Origin of the sequence: Pelotomaculum propionicicum (assembly GCF_048984525.1) — a bacterium.
In the GTDB taxonomy this organism is placed as follows: Bacteria; Bacillota; Desulfotomaculia; order Desulfotomaculales; family Pelotomaculaceae; genus Syntrophopropionicum; species Syntrophopropionicum propionicicum_A.
Genome location: NZ_JBMGJC010000001.1, coordinates 427,453 through 448,145, shown reverse-complemented (window position 1 = coordinate 448,145; position 20,693 = coordinate 427,453). Strand labels below are relative to the sequence as shown.

At 49.1% G+C, this 20,693-nt stretch carries 22 protein-coding genes; 16 read left to right on the top strand and 6 right to left on the bottom strand.

All coding sequences use genetic code 11. From position 1 onward, the window contains the following. Nucleotides 1-67 precede the first annotated feature (67 nt). The 3 genes from ACOBQJ_RS02285 to yqeB are packed head-to-tail and all read left to right on the top strand — an operon-like array spanning nt 68 to nt 3,163. Entirely contained in the window at nt 68-1,102 is a 1,035-nt protein-coding gene (locus tag ACOBQJ_RS02285) for a molybdopterin-binding protein (RefSeq protein WP_421070090.1), read from the top strand. Between the two features lie 47 nt (nt 1,103-1,149). Beyond that, nucleotides 1,150-2,319, top strand: a complete 1,170-nt coding sequence (locus tag ACOBQJ_RS02280; protein WP_421070089.1) for an XdhC family protein — start codon at nt 1,150-1,152, stop codon at nt 2,317-2,319. Next, nucleotides 2,288-3,163, top strand: coding sequence for a selenium-dependent molybdenum cofactor biosynthesis protein YqeB (yqeB, locus tag ACOBQJ_RS02275; RefSeq protein WP_421070088.1), 876 nt, complete (start codon nt 2,288-2,290; stop codon nt 3,161-3,163). The genes ACOBQJ_RS02280 and yqeB overlap by 32 nt, the downstream gene beginning before the upstream one ends. Nucleotides 3,164-3,278: 115 nt before the next feature. On the opposite strand, the gene ACOBQJ_RS02270 is transcribed toward yqeB, so the two are convergent. From ACOBQJ_RS02270 to ACOBQJ_RS02260, 3 genes are all read right to left on the bottom strand, one after another. Then, nucleotides 3,279-3,620 (bottom strand): response regulator, encoded by a 342-nt coding sequence (locus tag ACOBQJ_RS02270; protein WP_421070087.1) that lies wholly within the window; start codon nt 3,618-3,620, stop codon nt 3,279-3,281. Nucleotides 3,621-3,651: 31 nt separating this feature from the next. Further along, nucleotides 3,652-3,897: a hypothetical protein gene (locus ACOBQJ_RS02265; RefSeq protein ID WP_421070086.1), complete on the bottom strand. Its 246-nt coding sequence runs from the start codon at nt 3,895-3,897 to the stop codon at nt 3,652-3,654. A 367-nt stretch (nt 3,898-4,264) separates the two neighbouring features. Next, nucleotides 4,265-5,488 carry a 6-phosphofructokinase gene (locus tag ACOBQJ_RS02260; protein ID WP_421070085.1) on the bottom strand — a complete coding sequence of 408 codons (1,224 nt, stop codon included), beginning with the start codon at nt 5,486-5,488 and terminating at the stop codon, nt 4,265-4,267. A gap of 689 nt (nt 5,489-6,177) precedes the next feature. Here ACOBQJ_RS02260 and ACOBQJ_RS02255 point away from each other — a divergent pair. Next, nucleotides 6,178-6,363 (top strand): hypothetical protein, encoded by a 186-nt coding sequence (locus tag ACOBQJ_RS02255; protein WP_421070084.1) that lies wholly within the window; start codon nt 6,178-6,180, stop codon nt 6,361-6,363. A 7-nt stretch (nt 6,364-6,370) separates the two neighbouring features. Here the strand turns inward: ACOBQJ_RS02255 and ACOBQJ_RS02250 are convergent, their stop codons facing one another. Further along, nucleotides 6,371-7,780, bottom strand: coding sequence for a PQQ-dependent sugar dehydrogenase (locus tag ACOBQJ_RS02250; protein ID WP_421070083.1), 1,410 nt, complete (start codon nt 7,778-7,780; stop codon nt 6,371-6,373). Nucleotides 7,781-8,098: 318 nt separating this feature from the next. Between ACOBQJ_RS02250 and ACOBQJ_RS02245 the strand changes: the two genes are divergently transcribed. Continuing rightward, nucleotides 8,099-9,601, top strand: coding sequence for a phytoene desaturase family protein (locus ACOBQJ_RS02245; protein WP_421070082.1), 1,503 nt, complete (start codon nt 8,099-8,101; stop codon nt 9,599-9,601). Nucleotides 9,602-9,621: 20 nt separating this feature from the next. Here the strand turns inward: ACOBQJ_RS02245 and ACOBQJ_RS02240 are convergent, their stop codons facing one another. Beyond that, entirely contained in the window at nt 9,622-10,995 is a 1,374-nt protein-coding gene (locus ACOBQJ_RS02240; protein ID WP_421070081.1) for an MATE family efflux transporter, read from the bottom strand. A 178-nt stretch (nt 10,996-11,173) separates the two neighbouring features. Beyond that, nucleotides 11,174-11,359, bottom strand: a complete 186-nt coding sequence (locus ACOBQJ_RS02235) for a hypothetical protein (protein WP_421070080.1) — start codon at nt 11,357-11,359, stop codon at nt 11,174-11,176. 319 nt (nt 11,360-11,678) lie between these two features. Between ACOBQJ_RS02235 and ACOBQJ_RS02230 the strand changes: the two genes are divergently transcribed. The 11 genes from ACOBQJ_RS02230 (at nt 11,679) to ACOBQJ_RS02180 (ending at nt 20,608) form a co-directional block, all read left to right on the top strand. Then, on the top strand, nt 11,679-12,188 hold the full coding sequence (locus ACOBQJ_RS02230; RefSeq protein ID WP_421070079.1) for a pilus assembly FimT family protein: 510 nt from the start codon (nt 11,679-11,681) through the stop codon (nt 12,186-12,188). A 19-nt stretch (nt 12,189-12,207) separates the two neighbouring features. Then, entirely contained in the window at nt 12,208-12,765 is a 558-nt protein-coding gene (locus tag ACOBQJ_RS02225; RefSeq protein WP_421070078.1) for a type IV pilus modification PilV family protein, read from the top strand. Between the two features lie 6 nt (nt 12,766-12,771). After that, complete coding sequence (locus tag ACOBQJ_RS02220) at nt 12,772-13,227, top strand: PilW family protein (protein WP_421070077.1); 456 nt, start codon at nt 12,772-12,774, stop codon at nt 13,225-13,227. A 14-nt stretch (nt 13,228-13,241) separates the two neighbouring features. Beyond that, nucleotides 13,242-14,435, top strand: a complete 1,194-nt coding sequence (locus tag ACOBQJ_RS02215) for a hypothetical protein (RefSeq protein WP_421070076.1) — start codon at nt 13,242-13,244, stop codon at nt 14,433-14,435. Then, nucleotides 14,423-15,391, top strand: coding sequence for a type IV pilus biogenesis protein PilM (pilM, locus tag ACOBQJ_RS02210; protein ID WP_421070075.1), 969 nt, complete (start codon nt 14,423-14,425; stop codon nt 15,389-15,391). The genes ACOBQJ_RS02215 and pilM overlap by 13 nt, the downstream gene beginning before the upstream one ends. A gap of 7 nt (nt 15,392-15,398) precedes the next feature. Then, nucleotides 15,399-15,962 (top strand): PilN domain-containing protein, encoded by a 564-nt coding sequence (locus ACOBQJ_RS02205; protein WP_421070074.1) that lies wholly within the window; start codon nt 15,399-15,401, stop codon nt 15,960-15,962. Then, the gene (locus ACOBQJ_RS02200) at nt 15,962-16,738 is read left to right on the top strand and encodes a hypothetical protein (RefSeq protein ID WP_421070073.1); all 777 of its coding nucleotides are present in this window, start codon (nt 15,962-15,964) and stop codon (nt 16,736-16,738) included. Before ACOBQJ_RS02205 ends, ACOBQJ_RS02200 begins: the two co-directional genes overlap by 1 nt. Before the next feature lie 147 nt (nt 16,739-16,885). Beyond that, the gene (locus ACOBQJ_RS02195; RefSeq protein WP_421070115.1) at nt 16,886-18,304 is read left to right on the top strand and encodes a TldD/PmbA family protein; all 1,419 of its coding nucleotides are present in this window, start codon (nt 16,886-16,888) and stop codon (nt 18,302-18,304) included. Between the two features lie 61 nt (nt 18,305-18,365). Continuing rightward, nucleotides 18,366-18,623, top strand: a complete 258-nt coding sequence (locus ACOBQJ_RS02190) for a DUF3243 domain-containing protein (protein ID WP_421070072.1) — start codon at nt 18,366-18,368, stop codon at nt 18,621-18,623. A 331-nt stretch (nt 18,624-18,954) separates the two neighbouring features. Next, nucleotides 18,955-19,167 (top strand): hypothetical protein, encoded by a 213-nt coding sequence (locus ACOBQJ_RS02185; protein ID WP_421070071.1) that lies wholly within the window; start codon nt 18,955-18,957, stop codon nt 19,165-19,167. A gap of 91 nt (nt 19,168-19,258) precedes the next feature. Beyond that, on the top strand, nt 19,259-20,608 hold the full coding sequence (locus ACOBQJ_RS02180; RefSeq protein ID WP_421070070.1) for a TldD/PmbA family protein: 1,350 nt from the start codon (nt 19,259-19,261) through the stop codon (nt 20,606-20,608). Nucleotides 20,609-20,693: the final 85 nt, after the last annotated feature.

The following is a 20,693-nucleotide window of genomic DNA, read 5'->3' as shown; positions in this document are numbered from 1 at the left end:
GCCTGTGCCCGGATAAATTTAGTAATTATAAGGGCTCACTTTTGTTAAACCCCGGAGGTGGAGAGCTTTGAAATTACAGACAATTAGAGTAGAGGACGCTGTCGGCAAAGTCTTGAGCCATGACATTACAAAGATTGTAAAGGGAGAATTTAAAGGCGCCTCTTTCAAAAAGGGCAGAGTTATAAATAAAAAAGATATTCCTGAACTGCTCAAGTTAGGCAAGGAAAATATCTATGTCCTGGAACTGGAGCAAGGGGAGGTCCATGAAGACGAAGCAGGAGCAAGGCTGGGCGCTGCCGTGGCTGGTGAGAATACGGAATGGCGGGGGCCGAAGGAAAGCAGGGTGAATATATATGCCTGCTGTGACGGGCTGCTAAAGATAAATGTGCCTTACCTGGAAGCCCTCAATGAGCTGCCTGATGTGATTTTATCAACCCTGCTTAACAACACTGTCGTAAAAAAGGGCGACCTGCTGGCCGGAACAAAAGTTATCCCTCTGATGGTACAGGAACAGACGCTGGCAGAGGCTGAAAAAATTTGCCGGAAAGCTGGATGGCTGATTAAGGTAATACCATTTAAGGCACATAAAGCAGGCGTTGTGATCACCGGAAACGAAGTCTGCAAAAAACGGATCAGGGACGCTTTCGGGCCGGTCATAACGGAAAAGGTGGAAGCGTTTGGTTCCTCGGTTATGAGTGTTGAATACGTCCCCGACGATCGTGATGAGATCAGGGAAAAAATAATTCAAATGGCTGACGGCGGGGCTGAGATTATATTTGTTACCGGGGGCATGTCGGTCGACCCTGATGATGTTACCCCCAAAGCCATCCGCCTGACAGGCGCCGTAGTTGAAAAATACGGGGCTCCGGCGCTGCCGGGAGCCATGTTTATGCTGGCCTACCTGGGTGATGTACCGGTTTTGGGCATTCCGGCCTGCGGCATGTTTTTTAAGACTACTATAGTGGACCTGCTGCTGCCCAGGCTTTTGGCAGACGAAAAAATACGCGGAAGCGATATAGTGGCCCTGGCGCACGGCGGGCTCTGCAGGTTGTGCGACCCGTGCAGGTTTCCCAACTGCACTTTTGGAAAGGGCACAAAATAAAGTATGCCGCGAGCCTCCGGGGCGGAGAAGGGAGGAAGCAGGTCTTTATGGGTACATTTAAACTTAACCAGGAAATCGTTATCGCAACGGTAATAAGCCAAAAAGGCCTTTCATGCAGCCTTATCGGAAGAAAAAAAGCGTTTACTTTAAACCAGGAGGCCGGCAGCCTGGCCTTGTCGTGGTTGGAAAACCAGGCGGCTGAACAGGCCAGGAAGGTGCTGGCAAGCGGGTTATTTAGAGTCGTCAGCCTATGCAATCCAGGCCGGCCGGAAGAAAAAGCAGATGTTATGGTTGAGCCATATTTTCCTCCCCGCGATTTAATCATTCTGGGCGGCGGGCATATTGCCCAGCCTCTGGCAGCTGTGGGCCGGATGCTTGGTTACCATGTTACAGTGTTTGATGACCGTCCTGAATTTGTTTCCTTTGAGCATATTCCCGATGCCGACAGGGGCGTCTCCTGCAGTTTTGAGTTTATTGAGGAACAGCTTGTTTTCGGTCCGGGGAGCAGTGTCGTTATAGTTACCCGCGGGCATTTGCATGACCTGGAATGCCTGCAAAAGGTAATCAAGCACCCTGTGGCCTATATCGGCATGATTGGAAGCAGGCGAAAAGTCAATATGGTTAAAGAGGAGCTTTTGGCCCGGGGTTTTGACCGGCAGTTGGTTGACTCTGTGCATATGCCCATCGGCCTGGACATAGGAGCGCAAACACCGGAAGAGATTGCTGTCAGCATTGCAGCTGAATTAATAAAAGTCCGGCGCGGGGGAAACGATCTTTATCTAAAATTTGGCAGTCAACAAAAGGAAAAGAAAGTAAACACCGGTGAAATGCCAAGGGCTGTTGACCTGGACATTTTGCAAAAAGCGGTGAAAGCAGCCTGCGGCAATGTCCCGGCTGCTATGGCCACCATAGTTAGGTCGAAAGGTTCAACGCCGCGCAAGGCCGGGGCACGGATGCTCGTGTACGGTGACGGCCGCATTTGCGGCACTATCGGCGGCGGTTACGGGGAGCATGAAATCAGAATGCAGGCTTTAAATGTAATGTATGATTACATCCCGGCTTTTCACAAGGTATCTATGGACGCTGAGAAAGCGGCCGGAGAAGGAATGATCTGCGGCGGGTCAATGGAGGTTTTTATTGAGCCGGTAAGCGCTTACGCCGGGTTGTTTTACGGGGGTGAACCTTTTGAACTGCGCAGGGCGGTTGGTAGTAATTAAAGGAGCCGGGGACCTGGCTACAGGCTGCGCCTGGCGTCTTTTTAGAAGCGGGTTTGAGGTTGTCATGACGGAATTGCCGCAGCCTTTGGTGGTAAGGCGGACGGTAGCTTTTGCGGAGGCCGTCTATGCTGGCTCGGCGCAGGTGGAGGGAGTGGAGGCGGTTCTGGCTGAAAATATAGACAAGGCCCTGGAGTTGTTGAAAAGCGGCAGGATTCCGGTACTTGTTGATCCTGAGGCCTTAGTGGTGAGTCAAATACAGCCATTGGCTTTTATTGACGCGGTAATGGCTAAAAGAAACACCGGCACTAAAATTAACGACGCTCCCCTTGTTGTTGGTTTAGGGCCAGGGTTCACAGCCGGTTTGGATGTCCACGCGGTGGTTGAAACAGAGAGGGGGCATAACCTGGGCAGAGTTTTGGATCAGGGAAAGGCGGCTGCCGACACCGGAGTTCCGGGATCTGTAATGGGCTATGCGGCGGAAAGACTTTTAAGAGCGCCGGCTGACGGGGTAGTTAGGCCGTGGCGCAATATCGGTGAGCTTGTGAAAAAGGGAGACACAACTGCTTTTGTCGGAAGTATTCCGCTTAAGGCGGAGATTTCCGGTATTATCAGGGGAATGATCAAGCCTGGTGTTTGGGTGGCCCGCGGTACGAAAATTGGTGACATTGACCCACGCGGTATTATTGATTATTGCTTTAGCATATCGGATAAGGCCCTTGCTGTGGGCGGCGGTGTGTTGGAAGCAGTATGCCGTTGTTTTTTCCGCAAGGAGAAAAAAGGAAGTAATAACTACGAAAATTATGGAAGCCTTGAGCTTAATCACGGTATTGACGTTATAGAATAAAAGCTTACCCACATACTCTCCTTTCCATTTATTTACTTTGACATGGATAACTCTTCAAAGGGGCCGTTCTGGTCCAGCCAAAAAAGTTATTTATCCATGTCAAAGAACACTTTTTTCATATAGCCTCATAAAAATGGGCTTTATTCTTTTGTTTTAAATCATGGATAATATCTTCAGGTTCCAAATAGTCGAACTTTAAATCTTGGTGTTTAGCGTCTTCAAGTGTCATATTTCTGGATTTTGAATCAATCAGTGAAATTACTATTACTCCTTTATAATATTGGTGCCTGTTTATGTCCAGCGCAACCAGATCAGGTTTGTATTTATTGTAGAGCACTACCGCTTCATGGCCTTTGCGGGTTTCTTCAATAACTTCGTATCCGTGTTTGGACAGAGTATATCTCATTAATCTCCGTTTCAAAGTTTTATCATTAATTATCAAAACTTTTTTACCCAAAATCAGCCCCCCTATAAAAAGTTTCGGGTTATTAATGTAATGCTTCAACCGGTGTTATAATACCGACGCGTTCCAGCTGAAGAAAAATATTATCGGCTTTAATGCAGTAAACGGTGTTATCCACTACCTTGCCTATGCCTATCACGGTGTCTCCTTTGGCGAAGGCCTTCTGGTCGTCTGAGTATTGGTCGGCGAGAATGGTTGCAGCAACAGGCACATCCTTGTCCCCGCATATGGTCCTAATCGGGCACTTAACGCACTGGTCAAAGGTTTTCATTAATAACACTTCCTTACTTTGTGACTAAAACCATAATTTTTTTTGTAACCATGCCAGGGCAAAATTCAAACTAACCTTTTAATATTTGTCACCTTGATTTTATTACAACGGTTTTTTGTGATGTAGTGCAATAGGTCATGTTCCAGGTCATGTTTTTATAGTTACGGATCACATGAAAAGGGTAGCGGTATCTAAATAGTATAGATTTTAAGCGAATGGAAACTTCTTGCTTCTTCGGTCATATGACGGTTCACATGCTAAAATATTACTTATTGCACTAAAAAAGAGTAATAGCGCCGGAGATAACCAACGGCGCTATTGTTTCTATAAAACTCTTTATGTTGATTTTTGCAGATTGGAGTTAAATTTATTTAGAACCATTATTTAAGAGTTTAGGCACCTGGGGAGCCCGTACCCAGGAAGGCTGGGGCAAGCCGGAGCCTAACAGCGGCCTGACGTAAAACTTAAAGGCGTCCGTGACGTTATTTCCTGCCTGGTTAATGAATTCACCGGGCATAACCCTGGTCTGGGCTGCTATGTCCTCAAACTTATCCAGTATATAATCAACGGAATAGTTGCCGGTCCGCCTGATGGTGACTGAGCCGTCCACATCGTTCCACATAGCCAGCTGGACAGCCCGTTCTCCGACTTCACGGGCTTCATGCTGGTCAATATCGGACACGCAGCCGAAGAAAGAACGCTGCAGGTAGCCAAAGGTGTCGCTGCGTACCCGGGGAATGTTCAGCTTTCCTTTGAGCTGGTCCGCCAGTAAGTCTCCCAGGGAACTGTTGCCGGAAAGCTGCACATTGCCGTGAGCGTCCTTCTCGATTTCTTTCAACTTTGTGACCATGGGTACCCCGGAAGCGTCCTTGATCCCTTCGGAAACGGCAATGATACAGATCCCGTACCTGTCATAAACCTCTTTGACATCCTGGAGGAACTGCTCCATGCTGAAGACTCTTTCCGGCAGATAGATAAGATGTGGCCCGTCGGCTTCATATTTTCTGGCAATGGCAGAAGACGCGGTTAAAAATCCGGCGTGCCGGCCCATTACCACGCCGATATATACCCCGTTTAAAGCCCTGACATCAAGGTTAATACCCATAAAAGCCTGGGTCACAAACCTGGCTGCCGAACCAAAGCCGGGTGTATGGTCATTCAGCATTAAGTCATTGTCGATAGTTTTAGGCACATGGATTACCCGCAAGTCATAATTGGCCAGCATGGCTTCTTCATTCACTATACGGGCCGTATCCGCGGAATCATTGCCGCCTATGTAAAAGAAATACCGGATGTCATGTGCTTCCAGGACTTTAAATATCTCGTGGCAATATTTGCTGTCCGGTTTTATCCTGGTTGACAATAAAGCCGAGGACGGGGTCAAGGCGACCTGTTCCAGGTTGTGTGAGGTTTCCTGGGTCAGGTCGAGAAAATCCTCGTTGACTATGCCCTCAACACCTCTTAATGCTCCGTATACTCTGGATACCTGGGTATACTTTTTGGCTTCCAGAACTATTCCGGCCAGGGTCTGATTTATAACTGCAGTCGGCCCCCCGCTTTGGGCAATCAAAACCTTACCATTAATCCCCATAACGATCCCCCGTTAAATGAATTTAGTATTTGTATGCCAATTGAGTATTTAATTAAACACCATATATATATATACAAAAGTACTGGTTATACACCGTCTTTTTTGTAGTACTGTGTAAAAAGATAGGGTAGTCCCCATATATTTCTTAGATAATTTATTTTCCACAATCGTTCCTGCATTTCCTTCCAGGATAGCAGAAATAATCCACGAAAAACAGGCAGGGGGGGCTGTTCTTTTTGTTTCCCGCCGGAACACCTCAAAAACACTTAGGGTGAATGATAAACTACAGGAGGGGTAAATTATAAAAAGTGACCGGTAAAAATGAAACCAGTTGAAACTCAGACATTAACGCCGCTTGCGCGGCGTCTCAGGTTGTAGAAAAAGTCTCCATGGTGTTGAACCCGCTTGCCTCCGTGCTTCGCGCCGAGTAAACTTAGCGCTTGCTTCGGGCTCAAATGGGCCGGCCTTCAACTCGCCATCCGGGCGATGAAGGCCTTTCGCTGACGTCCATGTCAGCTCACCCAATTTCGCAACCTCAGCTTCGCTTAGTTTACTTACGACGCTGCCGCAATGGAGCAATCGGTTTCAACACCATGGATTATCCTAGTATTATTTTGTCAACACTCTGTGACGCGGCTTGCGCGGCGTCTGCAGAATTCTGGTTGTTAAAGAAAGGAAGGTCGAGTAAGATGAAAAAGGAATTTGAACCTAAATTTATTCCGGATAACCCTTTAACAAAAAATCCGTATGACCCAAGAGACAGGGGCAGAATATCTGTTCCCAGGGAAGATACTCATCCAGGTACCGGGCTTAGAGAATTAAACGGTGAAGTAAATGAGGTAAATGCTAAAAATCTGCTTGGGGAAGACGAATAATGTGATACTACGGAACAATCTCAAAAACAGTGCCTTGATTAAAATCAAGCACTTGCATAGAGCCATAAACACCTAAAAATAGTCTGGACTGGTCCAGGTTCGTCCCCAAACTAACATAATAAGCTGATTGAGGTCCAAAATTATAATCGGTTTCAATAACGCCAAAATCATTTAGTTTACAAACATTTCCTGCCCTGGTATAGGCTAAAACTCCTCTGCCCGGAAGTTCATCTTCACGGGCAAAATCAGTAAAAACAATACTTCCCGATAAAGCGGGGATGCTATCCCCCATATATGGTTGGACCCCCGTAAGTGCAGATCCTGAAAACTTATCGGGGCGGGGGTCTTCGTGAAAATAACTGATCAGGGGGTAAAGGCGCCTGGTTGAAGTATTTACCGCTTCGTTATAATAGGCTATTACTTTCTCTTCCAAATCCGGATTAGCAGGGCATTTTCTAAATACCGGAGTAGGAAGGACGCCTTCCCACGCTCTCCACCCAAAGTTTATAAATTTCTGCCGGTCAAGTCCGGATTTATTTAAAGAAGATTGAACAAGCTCAGTGACTGGTATTGGCTGATAATGAATGAATGAGAAAATAGACTCTACTAGATCCTGTCCTACATTTCCCACATATTTAATGTAATAATTGTGGACCCTTTGAAAAGATACACCTGGTATGTTGCGGACTCCTTTAGCAATTACCGTAAGAGTTTCTTGAATAGGTGCGGGAAGTTCATCAAAACGGGTGGTAACGGGTGGATTATAGATAAACGTATCCTTTAATACGTCAATTTCAATTATTTTGCCTGCGATTTCGTTATCATCCTGGCTTAGGTTAAACGGATCATAGCCTGATCCTCCGTCCCCCGTAGTTAGGACAAGGTTTCTTGTTTCAGGTGAAAAGTTTAAGCTGTTAACGCCATTATGGTTAAAAAACGGTCTTCTTAAATTGAGTAATGTCCGCTGTTTTCGAGGTTGGCCATCCGGCTGCAAAGCCCATTCTTCAACTGTGTCAATATGATCATAATTGGTTTCTCTATTTGTCCACTTCAGGTTTAAAGTGCCCGGATCACACGGGTCAGGCGTAAAAGGGCCGGGAAGCGCGCCTGGGCCTTGTGTTCCCGCAACCGAATAATGAAGATAAAACAGGCCGTTATAATAAAATTCGGGATGAAACGCCAGCCCTAATAATCCCCGTTCATCGTATCCGCCGCCGGAAACGCCCAGTTTTATAATCTTGTGGCGAATATCCAAAAAATTTCTTATAACTCCATTCCTTATAAAAAAAATCTCTCCCACTTGTGTTGCAATAAACAAACTTTCGGTTAAGTCACCTGGAAGTATGGTGGTCCTTAAAACAGTGGGTAAATTTATGTTGCTGATAATGGGACGCAGCCCTGCTTTAACTTTATTCAAAATGCTTCGCACTCCTTTTGGGGGCTTTTATAAATAGGATATGATTGGATCCTTCTTTATGTAACCTGTAGTTACTAACCCCAGGAGTCCAAAAGCTGATGGGAAAAGCGGTGGGGCAATGATAGCCGTGTGCTTTTCCATAATAAGTCATGTTTTGGCTTGTGACAGTCACATGACCGGGAGATGAGAAGCATGTTTATATGGCACTGCTAATTTAGAAAACATGATCAGGGATATGACCAATTACACTACTTAACAAAAATCCGGTGTAATAAAATGAAAGTAATGAAAACAATTTCAAATCAGAGGGGTTGTAAAATGAAAAATATAATTATAATCGGTGCGGGAATAGGCGGGCTTGTTGCCGGCAACCTTTTGGCCCAAAAGGGGCATAAAGTAACCATATTTGAATCCCACAGCATGCCTGGCGGCTATACGGCCGGGTTTTACCGGAAGGGTTATTATTTTGAAAGCGGCACTCTATCCTTCGAAGATTCAGCGTCTGTATTCAAGGCCATGAAAGACATCGGAGTGTTTGAAAAGATAGATTTCGTGAAACATAGAATACGGTTCGTTTCGGGGGATATCGACGGAATTCCTAATAATTACGATGATTTTAAAAAAATGATTTACTCCGGTTTTCCGTCAGACAAAGAAAAGCTGGACATGGCTTTTTCAGAGCTGGACAAAGTAGCCGGCCTGATGGGGGTCATGGATGGACCGATGCCCTTTCTCTACAGTGGGCTTGAAATGTTTACCTCAATGCTCCCCAATATCCTGAGCACCCCGAAATGGATTAGGCTGGCAAAGCAGTATGGCGACATGACGTCATCAGAGTTTGCCGCAAGATATTTTGAAAAAGACTCCAAATTGTTTAATATATTCAAGGGATTCGGCTATCCGGATGAGCCGGCTATGATGGTTGGGAGCGGTTTGTGGGGGATATTCTCAGAGTTGTGGACGGTGAAGGACGGTATGCAGTCGTGGGCCGACATCCTCGCAGAAAACTTCAGGAAACTGGGCGGGGATATGAAGCTGAAATCCTATGTCGACAGGATAATCACTAAAGACGGGGCCGCGGCTGGAGTATCATGCAATAATACCGTTTATAACGCGGATTATGTTATTTCTGCCGGGGATTATAAGAAAACGTTCCAGAAGTTATTAGACGATAAGAGCCTTATCCCGCACAAACTCAGGAACAGTATCGACAGGGCTGCTGTTTCGGAGGGCTACTTTACTGTATATCTGGGGTTGAATATGTCCAACGATGAACTTGGTAAACATATGAAAGTTCCTAATGTCATGGTATTCAACAATAAACCCGGCTGCGATATTTTCAATTCCGAAGACAGTGAGTTTTTCAGCAAGAAATCTGCCGACCTTTATTCGCCGTCGATGATAAACCCCAAACTTGCTCCCGCGGGGAAATCCTCATTGATGCTTCATACCAAGGTGCCTTACCGCTGGATGAACAACTGGGGCGGCGGAGACAGGGAAGTATATGGGCAGCTGAAGGAAAAAGCGATGGAGGCGATGATAGACAGCGCATCCAGGCTGATACCCGGATTGAAGGACTGCATCGAATATAAAGACGCCGCCACGCCGCTGACTTATGAAAGGTTTACCCATAATAGCGATGGAGCGAGCTCCGCATGGAGCTGGAACCCAAAGAAGAAGTTCTATAAAAGCGGTATGAGCGTGAATATCGAAACACCTGTAAAAAACCTTTACATCGGCTCCTGCTGGGCGGTCCAAATCGGCGGTGTGCCCGGCGCCGTTTATGCGGCTTATCAGTGCGCCAAAAAGATTAAGAACTAACGGTACGCGCATATACAACCTCAGGCAGGATCCCTGGCCTCCTTAACCGGTGCTTTACTGGAAGGGAGGTATTTCATTTCCAGGTAAAAAAGAGCAATCGTGAGCAGCACAGACAGGCCGTCAGCAATAGGCGCCGTTAACCATACTCCGTTAATTCCCAAAAAACGCGGCAGGATCAGCAGCATGGGGATGAACAGCAATACCTGCCTGGAAAGGCTGAGGATAGTGGACTGTACCGGTTTGCCCACAGCCTGAAAGTAGTTTGCGCATATTATTTGAACGCCGATAACCGGAAATAACGCCAAAAACACCTTCATGGCCTGGGAGGTCATATCTGTCAGGGCGGTATCACCTTTGCTGAACAGACCGACTATCTCCGTGGGCCAAATATGAATGGCCAGGTAGCCGGCTAAAGCAATGCCGGTACCGGCGATAACCGCTATTTTTACCGTTTCTTTAACCCGGTCGAACTGCCGGGCGCCGTAATTAAAACCTATCAGCGGCTGGGCGCCCTGGCTGAGACCCACTATGGGCATAAACATCAGCGTGAGTATACTCATAATGATCCCTACTGCCGAGAGAGCCAAATCACCGCCGTAGACCAGCAGGGTTTTATTCAGTATCGACTGCTGGATGCTGGAGGCTATCTGCATGGCAAAAGGGGCAAAGCCGATAGACATAATGCTGGCCAGCGTGGGTATATGAGGCATTAGGTTTTTCAACCTGATTTTCACCAGGCTCCGGCCTGTCAGAAAATAGCTCATTACCCAGAGCGCTGATAATAACTGGGCGAGCACAGTTCCCAGGGCAGAGCCTTTGATCCCCATCCCTAATTTGAAAATAAAGTAGTAGTTTAAAACGACGTTTGCCACGCCGCCGATAATTTGTGTCATCATAGCCAGACGGGGGTTGCCTTCGGCCCTGATAATGTTGTTCATCCCGAAGCTGATGGCCCCCAAAGGAGCTCCCAACATTATTATATGGACAAAATCCCGGGCGTAAGGCAAAACATCTTCACTTGCTCCAAAGAGCCTTAGAATAGGATCGGGAAAGAGCAGGTAGATGACCGCTACTATTGCAGGAAGTACAATCAGCATCACCGCGGCGTTGCCGGCTATTCTTTCCGCTTCCTCTTTTTTTTGCTGGCCCAGGCGAATTGAGATTAACGCGGTAGCGCCAATTCCGATCAGCATGGCAACAGCAAAAAAAATGAGCATGATCGGAAAGGCCACGGTAGTTGCCGCTATAGCTATAGAACCGACCCCCTGCCCCACGAATATCCTGTCGATTATGTTGTAAAGCGCGTTGATAAGCATGCCCACTATCGCCGGCAGGGAAAACTTCCACAGCAGGCTGCCTATTCTCTGGTCGCGCATGGCGATACTGCGATCCATAATTTATCACCTACAATTTAAAAATGCTCAGCTTCCGGGTCGGGTATAATTATTTAATGACTTTAACAAAACAAAACTATTTTATGCGAAATCAGTGATTTTTTCAATAATCAGGAGCTCAAAAATGAGCTCCTAATAACTGGCAGATGAAGTGCAACTCCGGCATCAGCTCCCGTCGTTATTGCGTTTTTGGCGTCAGGGCAGCCCCGTCATCAGGTTCCATTAATTGTCCCGGATCAGGGAAATTAGCGTCGTGATATATTTCTTCATTAATATCTTTTGTTTTTTTACCGCTTTGAAAGAGATCAGTTAAGGCGAGGGATGCTATCAATCCCTCGTCATTTTTATCTTTTTCGGAGGGCACGATAAATCAGCTCCTTTTTGTTAACCTTCGGAGTTAGCCTGATCTTCCGGGGGGCTTTTCATGTATGCGCAGGGCCAATAACTTAATTTTTGTGTACCCGGTACCAAAAACTTAAGTTATTTGAAAAAATTTTTGCATTAGACAAATTTCGATCTTATCTCTAAAGGTAATTTGCGCGCGTATGTCATATTGAGGAATTAATTGTAAATATATTTATTTTGAGCTTGCAGTAACCAGACAATGAAAAACTTATATTATTAGTAAAAAATTTACTTTAACATCGCGTTCTCAAAGACCATTGTGAAACCAGTGATGCTTTATGGCCATGCACTATCTGAAAAAGTTGGATACAAAAGGATTTACCCTGCTGGAATTTATAATTGTATTTTCCATCGCTGCTGTTTTTCTTAGTTTCACCCCGGCTTTTTACAGGGCGTTTGAACGGCACAAATTATATTCCGCCGCTTCGGTCATGGCGGAAGATATCCGCCTGGCCCAACAGCTGAATATTAACCAGGACGCTGTTTACACCCTCCTTTTTGACTCCGTGAACGAAAGGTACTTTATTCAAAGAGACATCAATACCTACAAAAAGACCGACTTGCCGGGCGGCGTCGACCTGGTGGCAACCAATTTTGATTTTGACAACACTGCGTGGAACGGCTGCGACAACAAATTAAGGTTTAATACGAGGGGCGAACCATTCCGGATTAACGGCCTTTTGTACGGAGGGCAAATCAGTTTAAAGGATAAAAACGGCGAGTTCGTATATATTATTGTCGCTTCTATCACAGGCAGGGTTAGGGTCGACAGGAACCCACCTCCATAATAAGCGGGCGGTGTCCAGATTGTTATTCAACCAGAGAGGCATGAGCCTGATCGAGGTTACCGTATCCATCCTGATCATGGGGATCGTTACTTTCCCCCTGGTGTATATGTACCGGGCGGGCGGCATCCATGCCGCCGAAGCCGGGGACGAGCTCTCCGCCTTGAATTTAGCGCGGCAGGTAATTGAAGAAATAAAGAGCATACCGGACAACCAGACGGGCTTTGCCGGGGGCGCGGCATCGAATACGGTAACCCTTGAAAACAGGGCGTGCAGCATAGACGGTTTTTACAATAACTATAATATCGCTATCTGCGGCGGGACCGGCTCCGGGCAGGTCAAAAAGATTACCGGGTATGACGGAGCCTCGCGCAGGGCCGTGGTGGACTGGGACTGGCTCGTCGTGCCTGACGCCTCCTCGTTTTACATGCTGTACGGTTATTGCCCGGGTAATTACCGGTACGCCATAAGTGCTGAAAACGGCCGGAGCGGCCTGAAACTGATCAGGGTGACAGTTTACTACACTGTTAAAAACCGGGAGCGGGAAGTGACTTTAACCACAGAAAAAATACCGAGGTAACCATAAATGCGCGGAAATAAGGGATTCACCATTGTCGAGACCATGGCGGCGGCCGCCATATTTATCATCGTGCTAACATCCGCCCTCTACGTCTATTCAAAAATGTACGCTTCTTACATTAAAGACAAGAATAAAATCGAAGTGCAGGAAAACATGCGCATCGCGATAAAAAAGATGAGCGCTGGTATCAGGCAGGCGGCGGCCGTTGCGTCAATTAACGGTCCGGAGATAGTGCTGGAACCGGCCCAGGGAAGCAGCATATACGGCTACAGGCACGATCCCGCGCAGAAAGAGGCGGAGGTAAACGTGGGGGGCGTTTACCTGCCGCTGGCAAGCGATATACAGTTTTTGAATTTTGACTATGATTCGGAAAACAGGGTTACTACGATAACCATAAAAGGAGAAAAGGGAGACAGCGGTGTTGTTGTGATGAGCACAAAAGTGCACATCAGGACTGGCTGACGGCGGGTGTCGTTATGCTGATACGCGATATGAAGGGCCAGGCCATGCTGGTGGTAATGGTGTTGACCCTGGCCATGTTTTTGATGTGCAGCGCTGTCCTGGCACTGGGGACCAGCACCCGGAAAATCGCCGTCTTTGAGGTGAACCAGGACAAAGCATATTATACAGCCGAAGCCGGTATTGAAAAGGTCCTGGCGGATGCGAGATACGGCCCGGTTTGGCTGAGGGATTTAAGCGTTGGCATGGAATACGATTTTCTGGCCAATGTTTTAGGCGGGGAAAAGAGTTACGGAGAGGGGATTTTTGAATACATCAAAGTAAAAAAACTGGCGGAGGACGACTGGCGGACCTCCCTGGAAATAGAGTGCAAAGCCAAATGCAAAAGCAGCATGAAAAGGGTGAGGGTGAACGCGGACCTGGAGACTGTTTACATTGAAAACCTGTTCCGCGGGTTATGGGTGGCCGGCGGCGACGCTGTTATCGCCGGCGGTTCGCAGATTACAGGAGACATATACAGCCCCGGCATGGTCGTCCTCCAGCGTGAAGGGGCAAGCGCCACTGAGATCAACGGAGATATATACACCCTGGGTGGTGTAAGTTTTACCGGCACGGGGCCGCTCGCCATCAATGGCTTTATTTACGTTGACGATATCAACAAGGCGCCTGAAGAGGTCAGAGATATCACCATGGTGCTGCCAGCCGGGGAACTGGCCGCCAGGATCCCGGGCAGCTCCGGATTCCCCGCTCTCCTCAGCGCCGGCAGGCTTTCCTGGTATCAGAAAAACGCCGGCTATAACGGGCTGCCTCCCGTTGACAACTCCGTGATGGTTTTTCAAAACGGCATATATTTTTTAAGCGGCGATTATGAACTGTCGGGCACATACCGCGGCAGCGCGTTAATTGTCGTTGACGGCGACGTTGCTCTGGGCAGCTTAGTCAAATCCGGGGACAGCGACTGCCTCGCGGTAATCGCGGCCGGAACTGTCAGCTCCGGCCCGGGCTGCGGGCAGATAGACGCCCTGATTTATTCCAGTAATCAATTGCAAATCAACGAAGGGGTAATATTTAAAGGCAGCGTGCTGGCGCCGGACCTGGCCGGGCCGGGAAGCCCGGTCAACATCACCTTTGACTATGACATGCTTAATGCATTCAGGGATACCTGCGGCTGGACCACCTGCTTTGTGAGGGTTACCAAATGGAACGAGTAAGCATGAAAAATTTCTTCAGGCGGTTTCTGCCGGAAAAGAAACACTTCACCGGCGTGGACATCGGGATCGACCAGATTAAAGTGGCGGAGCTCGAGGTGGTCGACGGGACCCCGGAAGTCACCGCGCTGAGGATGCGGCCCAGCCCGCCGGGGGTGTGGAGTGACAGTTTTGATGAGGAAGGGCTGGTCCAGGTTTTAAAGGAAGTCTTGAACCCCGATTGCAGAGAGGTTATTACCTGTATCGGCAGTGAAAAAACAGTGTGCCGGATAGTCCGGTTTCCACGGATGAGTGAAAAAGAACTCTGGTCAGCGGTGAAGCTGGAAGTACAGAAGTATGTGCCGACCCCGGCCGGGCAGCTGGTAATAAGGTATGTCAGGCTGGATAGGGCGGGTGAAGGCGACGGCGGCAAGCGGACGGGAAAACCAGCGGAGGCAGGCGTCGGGCAGAGGCTGCAGGACGTGCTTCTCCTTGCTGTTCCCCTGGCGACAGTATATCAGTACCACGGCATATTCTCCCGGACAGGTTTTACGGTGGCGGCGCTTGACCTGCAGGCGTTCGCTTTATGGCGGATTTTTGGCAGGAATACGCCGGGGAACACGGCCATGGTGGATATCGGCGCAAAAACCTCGCACTTTGTCCTGCTCAGGGACGGGCAGATCAGGTTCCTGCGCCTGCTGCCGGCGGGCAGCGAGAATTTGGCGGAAATCACAAAGGAGCTCCGGCGCTCCCTGGACTATTACTCCACCCATGAGAAAATATCGGTGGAAAAGATTATCCTTAGCGGTGGTATAAGCAACCCTGGCGATTTAATTGAAAACTTAAACGGAAATTTGAGGATTGACACCGAGGTCGGCGTGCCGGATGTGGATTTTACAGGGGATGAGCTGTATGACCCTGCTTACGCGGTCTCGGTCGGCCTGGCTTTAAGAGAGGTGGCGGGCTCTGGACGCGTATAAGGTTAACATGCTGCCCCAACAGCTGCAGCGCGAAGGCACAATCGATGTCCGGCGGCTGGCCGTTATCACGGGGTTTGCCCTTCCCGCGGCAGCGGCCTTGGTATGCTATATAATCTTTTTGATTAATTTCGCGGCGGTAAAAAATGACCTGGCTGAGACCAGGGCGCAGCTGTCTTACCTGGCGCCGGCAGTGTCGCGGGTGGAAGGGATGATCAAGGAAAGGGCCGAACTGGAGGCGGCTGTGGGGGAGTTTGACGGGATCTTGGTTAATCACATAACCTGGTCCGGCCTGTTGAATGACCTGGGTAATATCGCGCCTGTTGATCTATGGCTGACCGGGCTGGAGATTTCCAACAAGCCGCCTGGCAATGATGCGAAGGAACCGGACCCATACGCCCGCCCCAACCTGGTGCTCTGCAGGGGTATTGCCGGGACACTGCCTTCAATCGGCATATTTATCAGGAATTTGTCCGGTTTGCCCTATTTTGAAGAAATAAAGCTGGTAAGAGCAAACGCTGTCAGCGGGGGTATAGAATTTGAAATTACCGCCAGGGTAAAGGATAGAGGCTGATGAGGGATAAAAAATTCGACAGGCAAAGCCTGCTGCTGGCTGCTATTATCATTGCCGTTACCTTATTCTGCTCTGTTTATTTTATATTAGTACCCCAGGTGAAGTCGTACGGGCTGGCTAAAAAAGATCTGGCCGGCGACAGTGATAGGCTGTTAAACGCCAGGGCAGCGGCGGCTTCTATTAACAGCGAAAGCGACAGGCTAAACAAGGCCCGGGAGGATTATGAAATAAAATGCGAGCCTTTTAGAAAGGTAACCAGGGACGGTTCAGATATTATTTTCCTGGGGCTGGCGGCGGCAAACGGGAATATAGCGGCGGCTGAAATTATCCCGGGCGATATAATTGAGAAACAACATACGTTAGAGCTGCCGGTAAAGGTGGTGCTGCGGGGGGACTACCGCAGCCTTTTGGATTGCTGCAGGGAGCTGGAAAGCAATAATTCAGCCAACTTATTGGAAATCAGAAGCCTGAAGATCGAAGCAATAAACCAAACGGCAAACGCCAAAGGTACAGGTTCCGCGGCAAACGCGGGAACAGTCAAAGCGACGTTGGGCATCGTGATGTTCTCTGTCAAAAACCCGGAAGGAAAACTATACCTGGAAGAAATGTCTAAATGGCTGACTGGCCGCGGCGACGTTTTCAGGCCCGCGGTGTCTGCGGCGCCGGCGCCGGATCCTTCCAGTTACCTGGATATCCATTCCCCGTTCACTCAAAATCCCTTTAAGGAAGTCAAACCGGCAGAGCCGGGAAAAACTGTTCATACTGCAAAACCTTAATCCCTGCCGGTTCAAGATAATTATGGAATTTTCAACTTTACGTTTCGTGGGTTGACACTTATAATTAATAAGAGCCAATTTCTGTATTAAAAATACCTTAATGGTAAACATTAAAACAGTGAAATTTTTTCTATGGGGTGAACGAACCTGATCGACAAGCAAATTCTAAAAGAGGTTATTGACTGTGCCACGGGCAGCGGCGGCGACTTCGCTGATATATTCGTGGAAGAGAAAAGAAGTGTCGGTATCAGCTGTGAGGCCGGCAAGATAGAAAGGGTCCTGTCAGGTGTGGACGCGGGGGCGGGCATCAGGGTGCTCTCCGGTGAATCCACAGCTTACGCTTATACCAACGACCTTTCCCGTGAAGGGCTGCTGGAAGCGGCCAAGATCGTCAGCCACGCCGCTGTGGGCGGCAAAAAAGGGGTTAACCTGGATTTCGTAAAAGTGATGCCGCAGGTGGACTTTAAATTTAAAGAAAGGCCTGAGGAAGTGTCCACCGAGCGAAAGGCGGCGGTGGTGGAATCAGCCGATAAGGCCGCCCGCGCAGTCGATAAAGAGCAGATTAAACAGGTAATAGTCGGCTACGGCGACGTGGTGCAAAAAGTTACCATCGCCAACAGCGACGGCAATTATGTGGAAGACGAGCGTGTCCGCACCAGGTTCATTGTCCAGGCTGTGGCCGCGCAGGGACAGGTAATTCAGACCGGTTATGAGGCTGTCGGGAGCCTGTGCGGTTTTGAGCTTTTTAAGAGCTTTTCGCCGGAAGAAGTGGCCGGCGCGGCCGCAAAGCGGGCGCTGGAAATGCTTAAGGCCAAACCTGCCCCGGCCGGCAGGATGCCGGTGGTGATGGCTTCGGAGGCAGGCGGCACAATGGTCCACGAGGCCTGCGGGCACGGGCTGGAAGCCGACCTGGTGCAAAAAAACATCTCGGTGTATGCGGGTAAAAAGGGCCAGGCTGTAGCGTCCGAGGTAGTCAGCGTCTATGACGACGCCACCATAGACAGCAGGTACGGATCGTACCGCTTTGATGACGAAGGGGTGCCCGCCCGTAAAGTAAATTTAATCGAAAACGGGGTGTTGGTTGATTTTATGTACGACCGGCTCACCTCGGTCAAGGACGGCAGGCAGTCCAACGGGCACGGGCGCAGGGAGTCTTACCAGCACAAGCCCATCCCCAGGATGGCCAACACGTGTATAGCGCCCGGCAAAACCGATCCGGAAAAAATAATCAGGGAGACTAAAAACGGCTTGCTGGTTAAAAAAATGGGAGGCGGCCAGGTCAACACCACCACCGGTGATTTTGTTTTCGACGTGGCGGAAGGCTATTTAATTAAGGACGGAGAAATCGGCCCCATGGTGCGTGGCGCCACCCTCACGGGAAACGGGCCTGAGGTTTTGCGGATCGTCGAGATGGTGGGGAGCGACCTTGGTTTCACTATCGGCACGTGCGGCAAGGACGGCCAGGGTGTGCCGGTGAGCGACGCCCAGCCCACCATGGCCATCAAGGAGCTGATTATCGGGGGCACCGGCAGCGGCGAGCCCAACGGTAAAATAAGGCGAATTTAATTAGAAGCGCACGCGAATATGGGCCTTCGCCGCCGGTTAAATTATAGGCGGAGGTGTCATCATGGAAATTGATACAACCTGGCATGACTGGAAAAAAACTCTTGGCAGGGCGGTGAACACGGCTGAGTTCCTGGGTATGTCCGACGAGAATATTAACAAGGCGGCCTACCGCGTGGGAGACTTTTTAGCGGCAAATTTTGACCCCGGCAACAGGGAGCAGCGCCTGCTCAAAGAGCTGTGGGATGTGGGCTCCGAGGAAGAGCAGCAGTCCCTGGCCAAAATGATAGCCAAGATGGTTGATAAGGATACTGGACACTAAAAAAGTTGCCTTTCAAGGCAACTTTTTCTATTGTAAAGTAAAGGGGTCAGGCTTGAAATATTTACTTATTAATTCCAAGTGAACGATGGAGAGTCGGAAGCCTTATATAAATAATGTGGTAAGAGACAATAAATTAAGAAGAAAGTCGCTGATCGAAGGAAAATACTGCGGAGTAATTCAATAATTCAAGCCTGACCCCTATTCACTATTCACAGTTTTTGGTCGTGGCAAAACCTGTGTTTTTTATACACAACTTTTTTTCGGGGGCATATGTTATAAAGGAGATAAAGGACGTCGATTAATTGTTTTTCGCTTCACGGGGGGTAAAAAAATGAAGATTGGAGATATCGTAACCAGAAAAATATACGGTGAGGACATGCAGTTTTGCATTATCGGTTTTTATACAAACCAGGCTTCAGGGGAAAGGGTGGCGATAATGGCGCTCCTCGATCCGAGCCTGATTGTGGAGGCCTCGGTCCAGGAGTTGGCTCCCATTTCCGCGAGGCACCTGTTTGCGTTGACAACAACGCTTTTTGTTCACTGAACTGCCGCGAGGCAGTTTTTTATATTCCTCGTAAAGGAATATTTTGACTGCCATTGAATTATACTACTTGGAATACGAAAGGAGTGTTTTAGTGGAAAACGAAGGACTATTTTTGGGTGTCGCTGAAAACGCAGTCGATAAAGCCAGAAAAATGGGCGCCCAATTAGCAGAAGCATACATTAGCAGTACCAAGGAGTTAAATATCGATGTCAGGGAAGCACGGGTGGAGACAATGAAGCTGGCCGAGGAACGCGGGCTCGGCCTGCGTGTCGTGCGTGACGGCAGAACAGGTTTTTCTTTCAGCACTGACTTGAGCCCGCAGGGCATCGAGGAGGCCTCCAGGCAGGCGCTGGCCAACTGCGAAAAAACAGCTGAAGATCCCTTTAACACCCTGCCGCCCCCCGGACGGGCTTATCCCGATCTGGATATTTATGACCCCGCCATCAGGGAGGCCACGGTCGAGCAGAAAATCGAAATGGCCAGGCAAATGGAGGAGTTTGCGCGAGCTTACGACCCCAGGGTGAAAGTAATTGAGACCTCTACCTACCAGGACGGAGAGTCGCTGGTAACTGTCGCTAACAGCCTCGGCTTGAGCGCGGTTTTTAAGGGCTCCTACTGCGGGATCTACCTGGCCCTGGCGGCAGGTGAAGGTGACAACAGCCAGACCGGTTTTGCCATGGACTTCAGCCTGAAATACAGCAGCCTCAAGCCGGAGGATACCGGCAGGAAGGCAGCCCGCCGGGCTGTGCGGATGCTGGGGGCGACGCCGGTCACCACGCGCAAGGCCGCCGTGGTGCTGGAACCATACATCGCCACCGGATTTTTGGGTATTATCAGCTCCGTCCTGACCGCGGACGCGGTCCAGAAGGGCCGGTCGCTGTTTGCCGGAAAAGTCGGTTCCAACGTGGCTTCCGGCAAGGTGACGATCATTGATGACGGTACGCTGGCCGGCGGCATCGGATCCGCGCCCTTTGACGGCGAGGGCGTCCCCACAGCGAGGACGGTATTGATCGATAAAGGAGTGCTCAAACAGTACCTTTATAATACATATACCGCCGCTAAAGACGGCGTCAGTTCAACCGGCAACGGGGTCCGCGGTTCTTTTAAGGGGACTCCCGAGGTCGGGGTTACAAACTTTTTTATCGAGGCCGGCCAAACACCCGCCGGGGACCTGATCAAGGGAGTGGCAAACGGCCTGTATGTCACTGAAGTGATGGGAATGCACACGGCAAACCCCATATCCGGCGATTTTTCCGTGGGCGTCTCGGGCCTTTTAATAGAAAACGGTGAAATAACGGCGCCGGTGCGCGGGATGGCCATGGGAGGCAACATAATAGAGCTGTTTAACAGTGTCGACATGGTGGGAAATGACCTGCAGTTTTTCGGCAGCAAGGGTTCCCCGACGATCAGGATCGCCGAGATGACCATAAGCGGCCAGTAATGCAATTAACACTGCCATAGTCATTGTCATAACCGAGAAAATTATGGTAAAATGTCTGCAGTCAATTTAAAGGGACCGGCGGCTG

Excerpts from the sequence above, each read along its gene's own strand:
- ACOBQJ_RS02280 (WP_421070089.1), top strand. The coding sequence starts at position 1,150 with ATGGGTACATTTAAACTTAACCAGGAAATCGTTATCGCAACGGTAATA.
- ACOBQJ_RS02265 (WP_421070086.1), bottom strand. The coding sequence starts at position 3,897 with ATGAAAACCTTTGACCAGTGCGTTAAGTGCCCGATTAGGACCATATGC.
- ACOBQJ_RS02260 (WP_421070085.1), bottom strand. The coding sequence starts at position 5,488 with ATGGGGATTAATGGTAAGGTTTTGATTGCCCAAAGCGGGGGGCCGACT.
- ACOBQJ_RS02255 (WP_421070084.1), top strand. The coding sequence starts at position 6,178 with ATGAAAAAGGAATTTGAACCTAAATTTATTCCGGATAACCCTTTAACA.
- ACOBQJ_RS02245 (WP_421070082.1), top strand. The coding sequence starts at position 8,099 with ATGAAAAATATAATTATAATCGGTGCGGGAATAGGCGGGCTTGTTGCC.
- ACOBQJ_RS02240 (WP_421070081.1), bottom strand. The coding sequence starts at position 10,995 with ATGGATCGCAGTATCGCCATGCGCGACCAGAGAATAGGCAGCCTGCTG.
- ACOBQJ_RS02230 (WP_421070079.1), top strand. The coding sequence starts at position 11,679 with ATGGCCATGCACTATCTGAAAAAGTTGGATACAAAAGGATTTACCCTG.
- ACOBQJ_RS02220 (WP_421070077.1), top strand. The coding sequence starts at position 12,772 with ATGCGCGGAAATAAGGGATTCACCATTGTCGAGACCATGGCGGCGGCC.
- ACOBQJ_RS02215 (WP_421070076.1), top strand. The coding sequence starts at position 13,242 with ATGCTGATACGCGATATGAAGGGCCAGGCCATGCTGGTGGTAATGGTG.
- pilM (WP_421070075.1), top strand. The coding sequence starts at position 14,423 with ATGGAACGAGTAAGCATGAAAAATTTCTTCAGGCGGTTTCTGCCGGAA.
- ACOBQJ_RS02205 (WP_421070074.1), top strand. The coding sequence starts at position 15,399 with ATGCTGCCCCAACAGCTGCAGCGCGAAGGCACAATCGATGTCCGGCGG.
- ACOBQJ_RS02200 (WP_421070073.1), top strand. The coding sequence starts at position 15,962 with ATGAGGGATAAAAAATTCGACAGGCAAAGCCTGCTGCTGGCTGCTATT.
- ACOBQJ_RS02190 (WP_421070072.1), top strand. The coding sequence starts at position 18,366 with ATGGAAATTGATACAACCTGGCATGACTGGAAAAAAACTCTTGGCAGG.
- ACOBQJ_RS02185 (WP_421070071.1), top strand. The coding sequence starts at position 18,955 with ATGAAGATTGGAGATATCGTAACCAGAAAAATATACGGTGAGGACATG.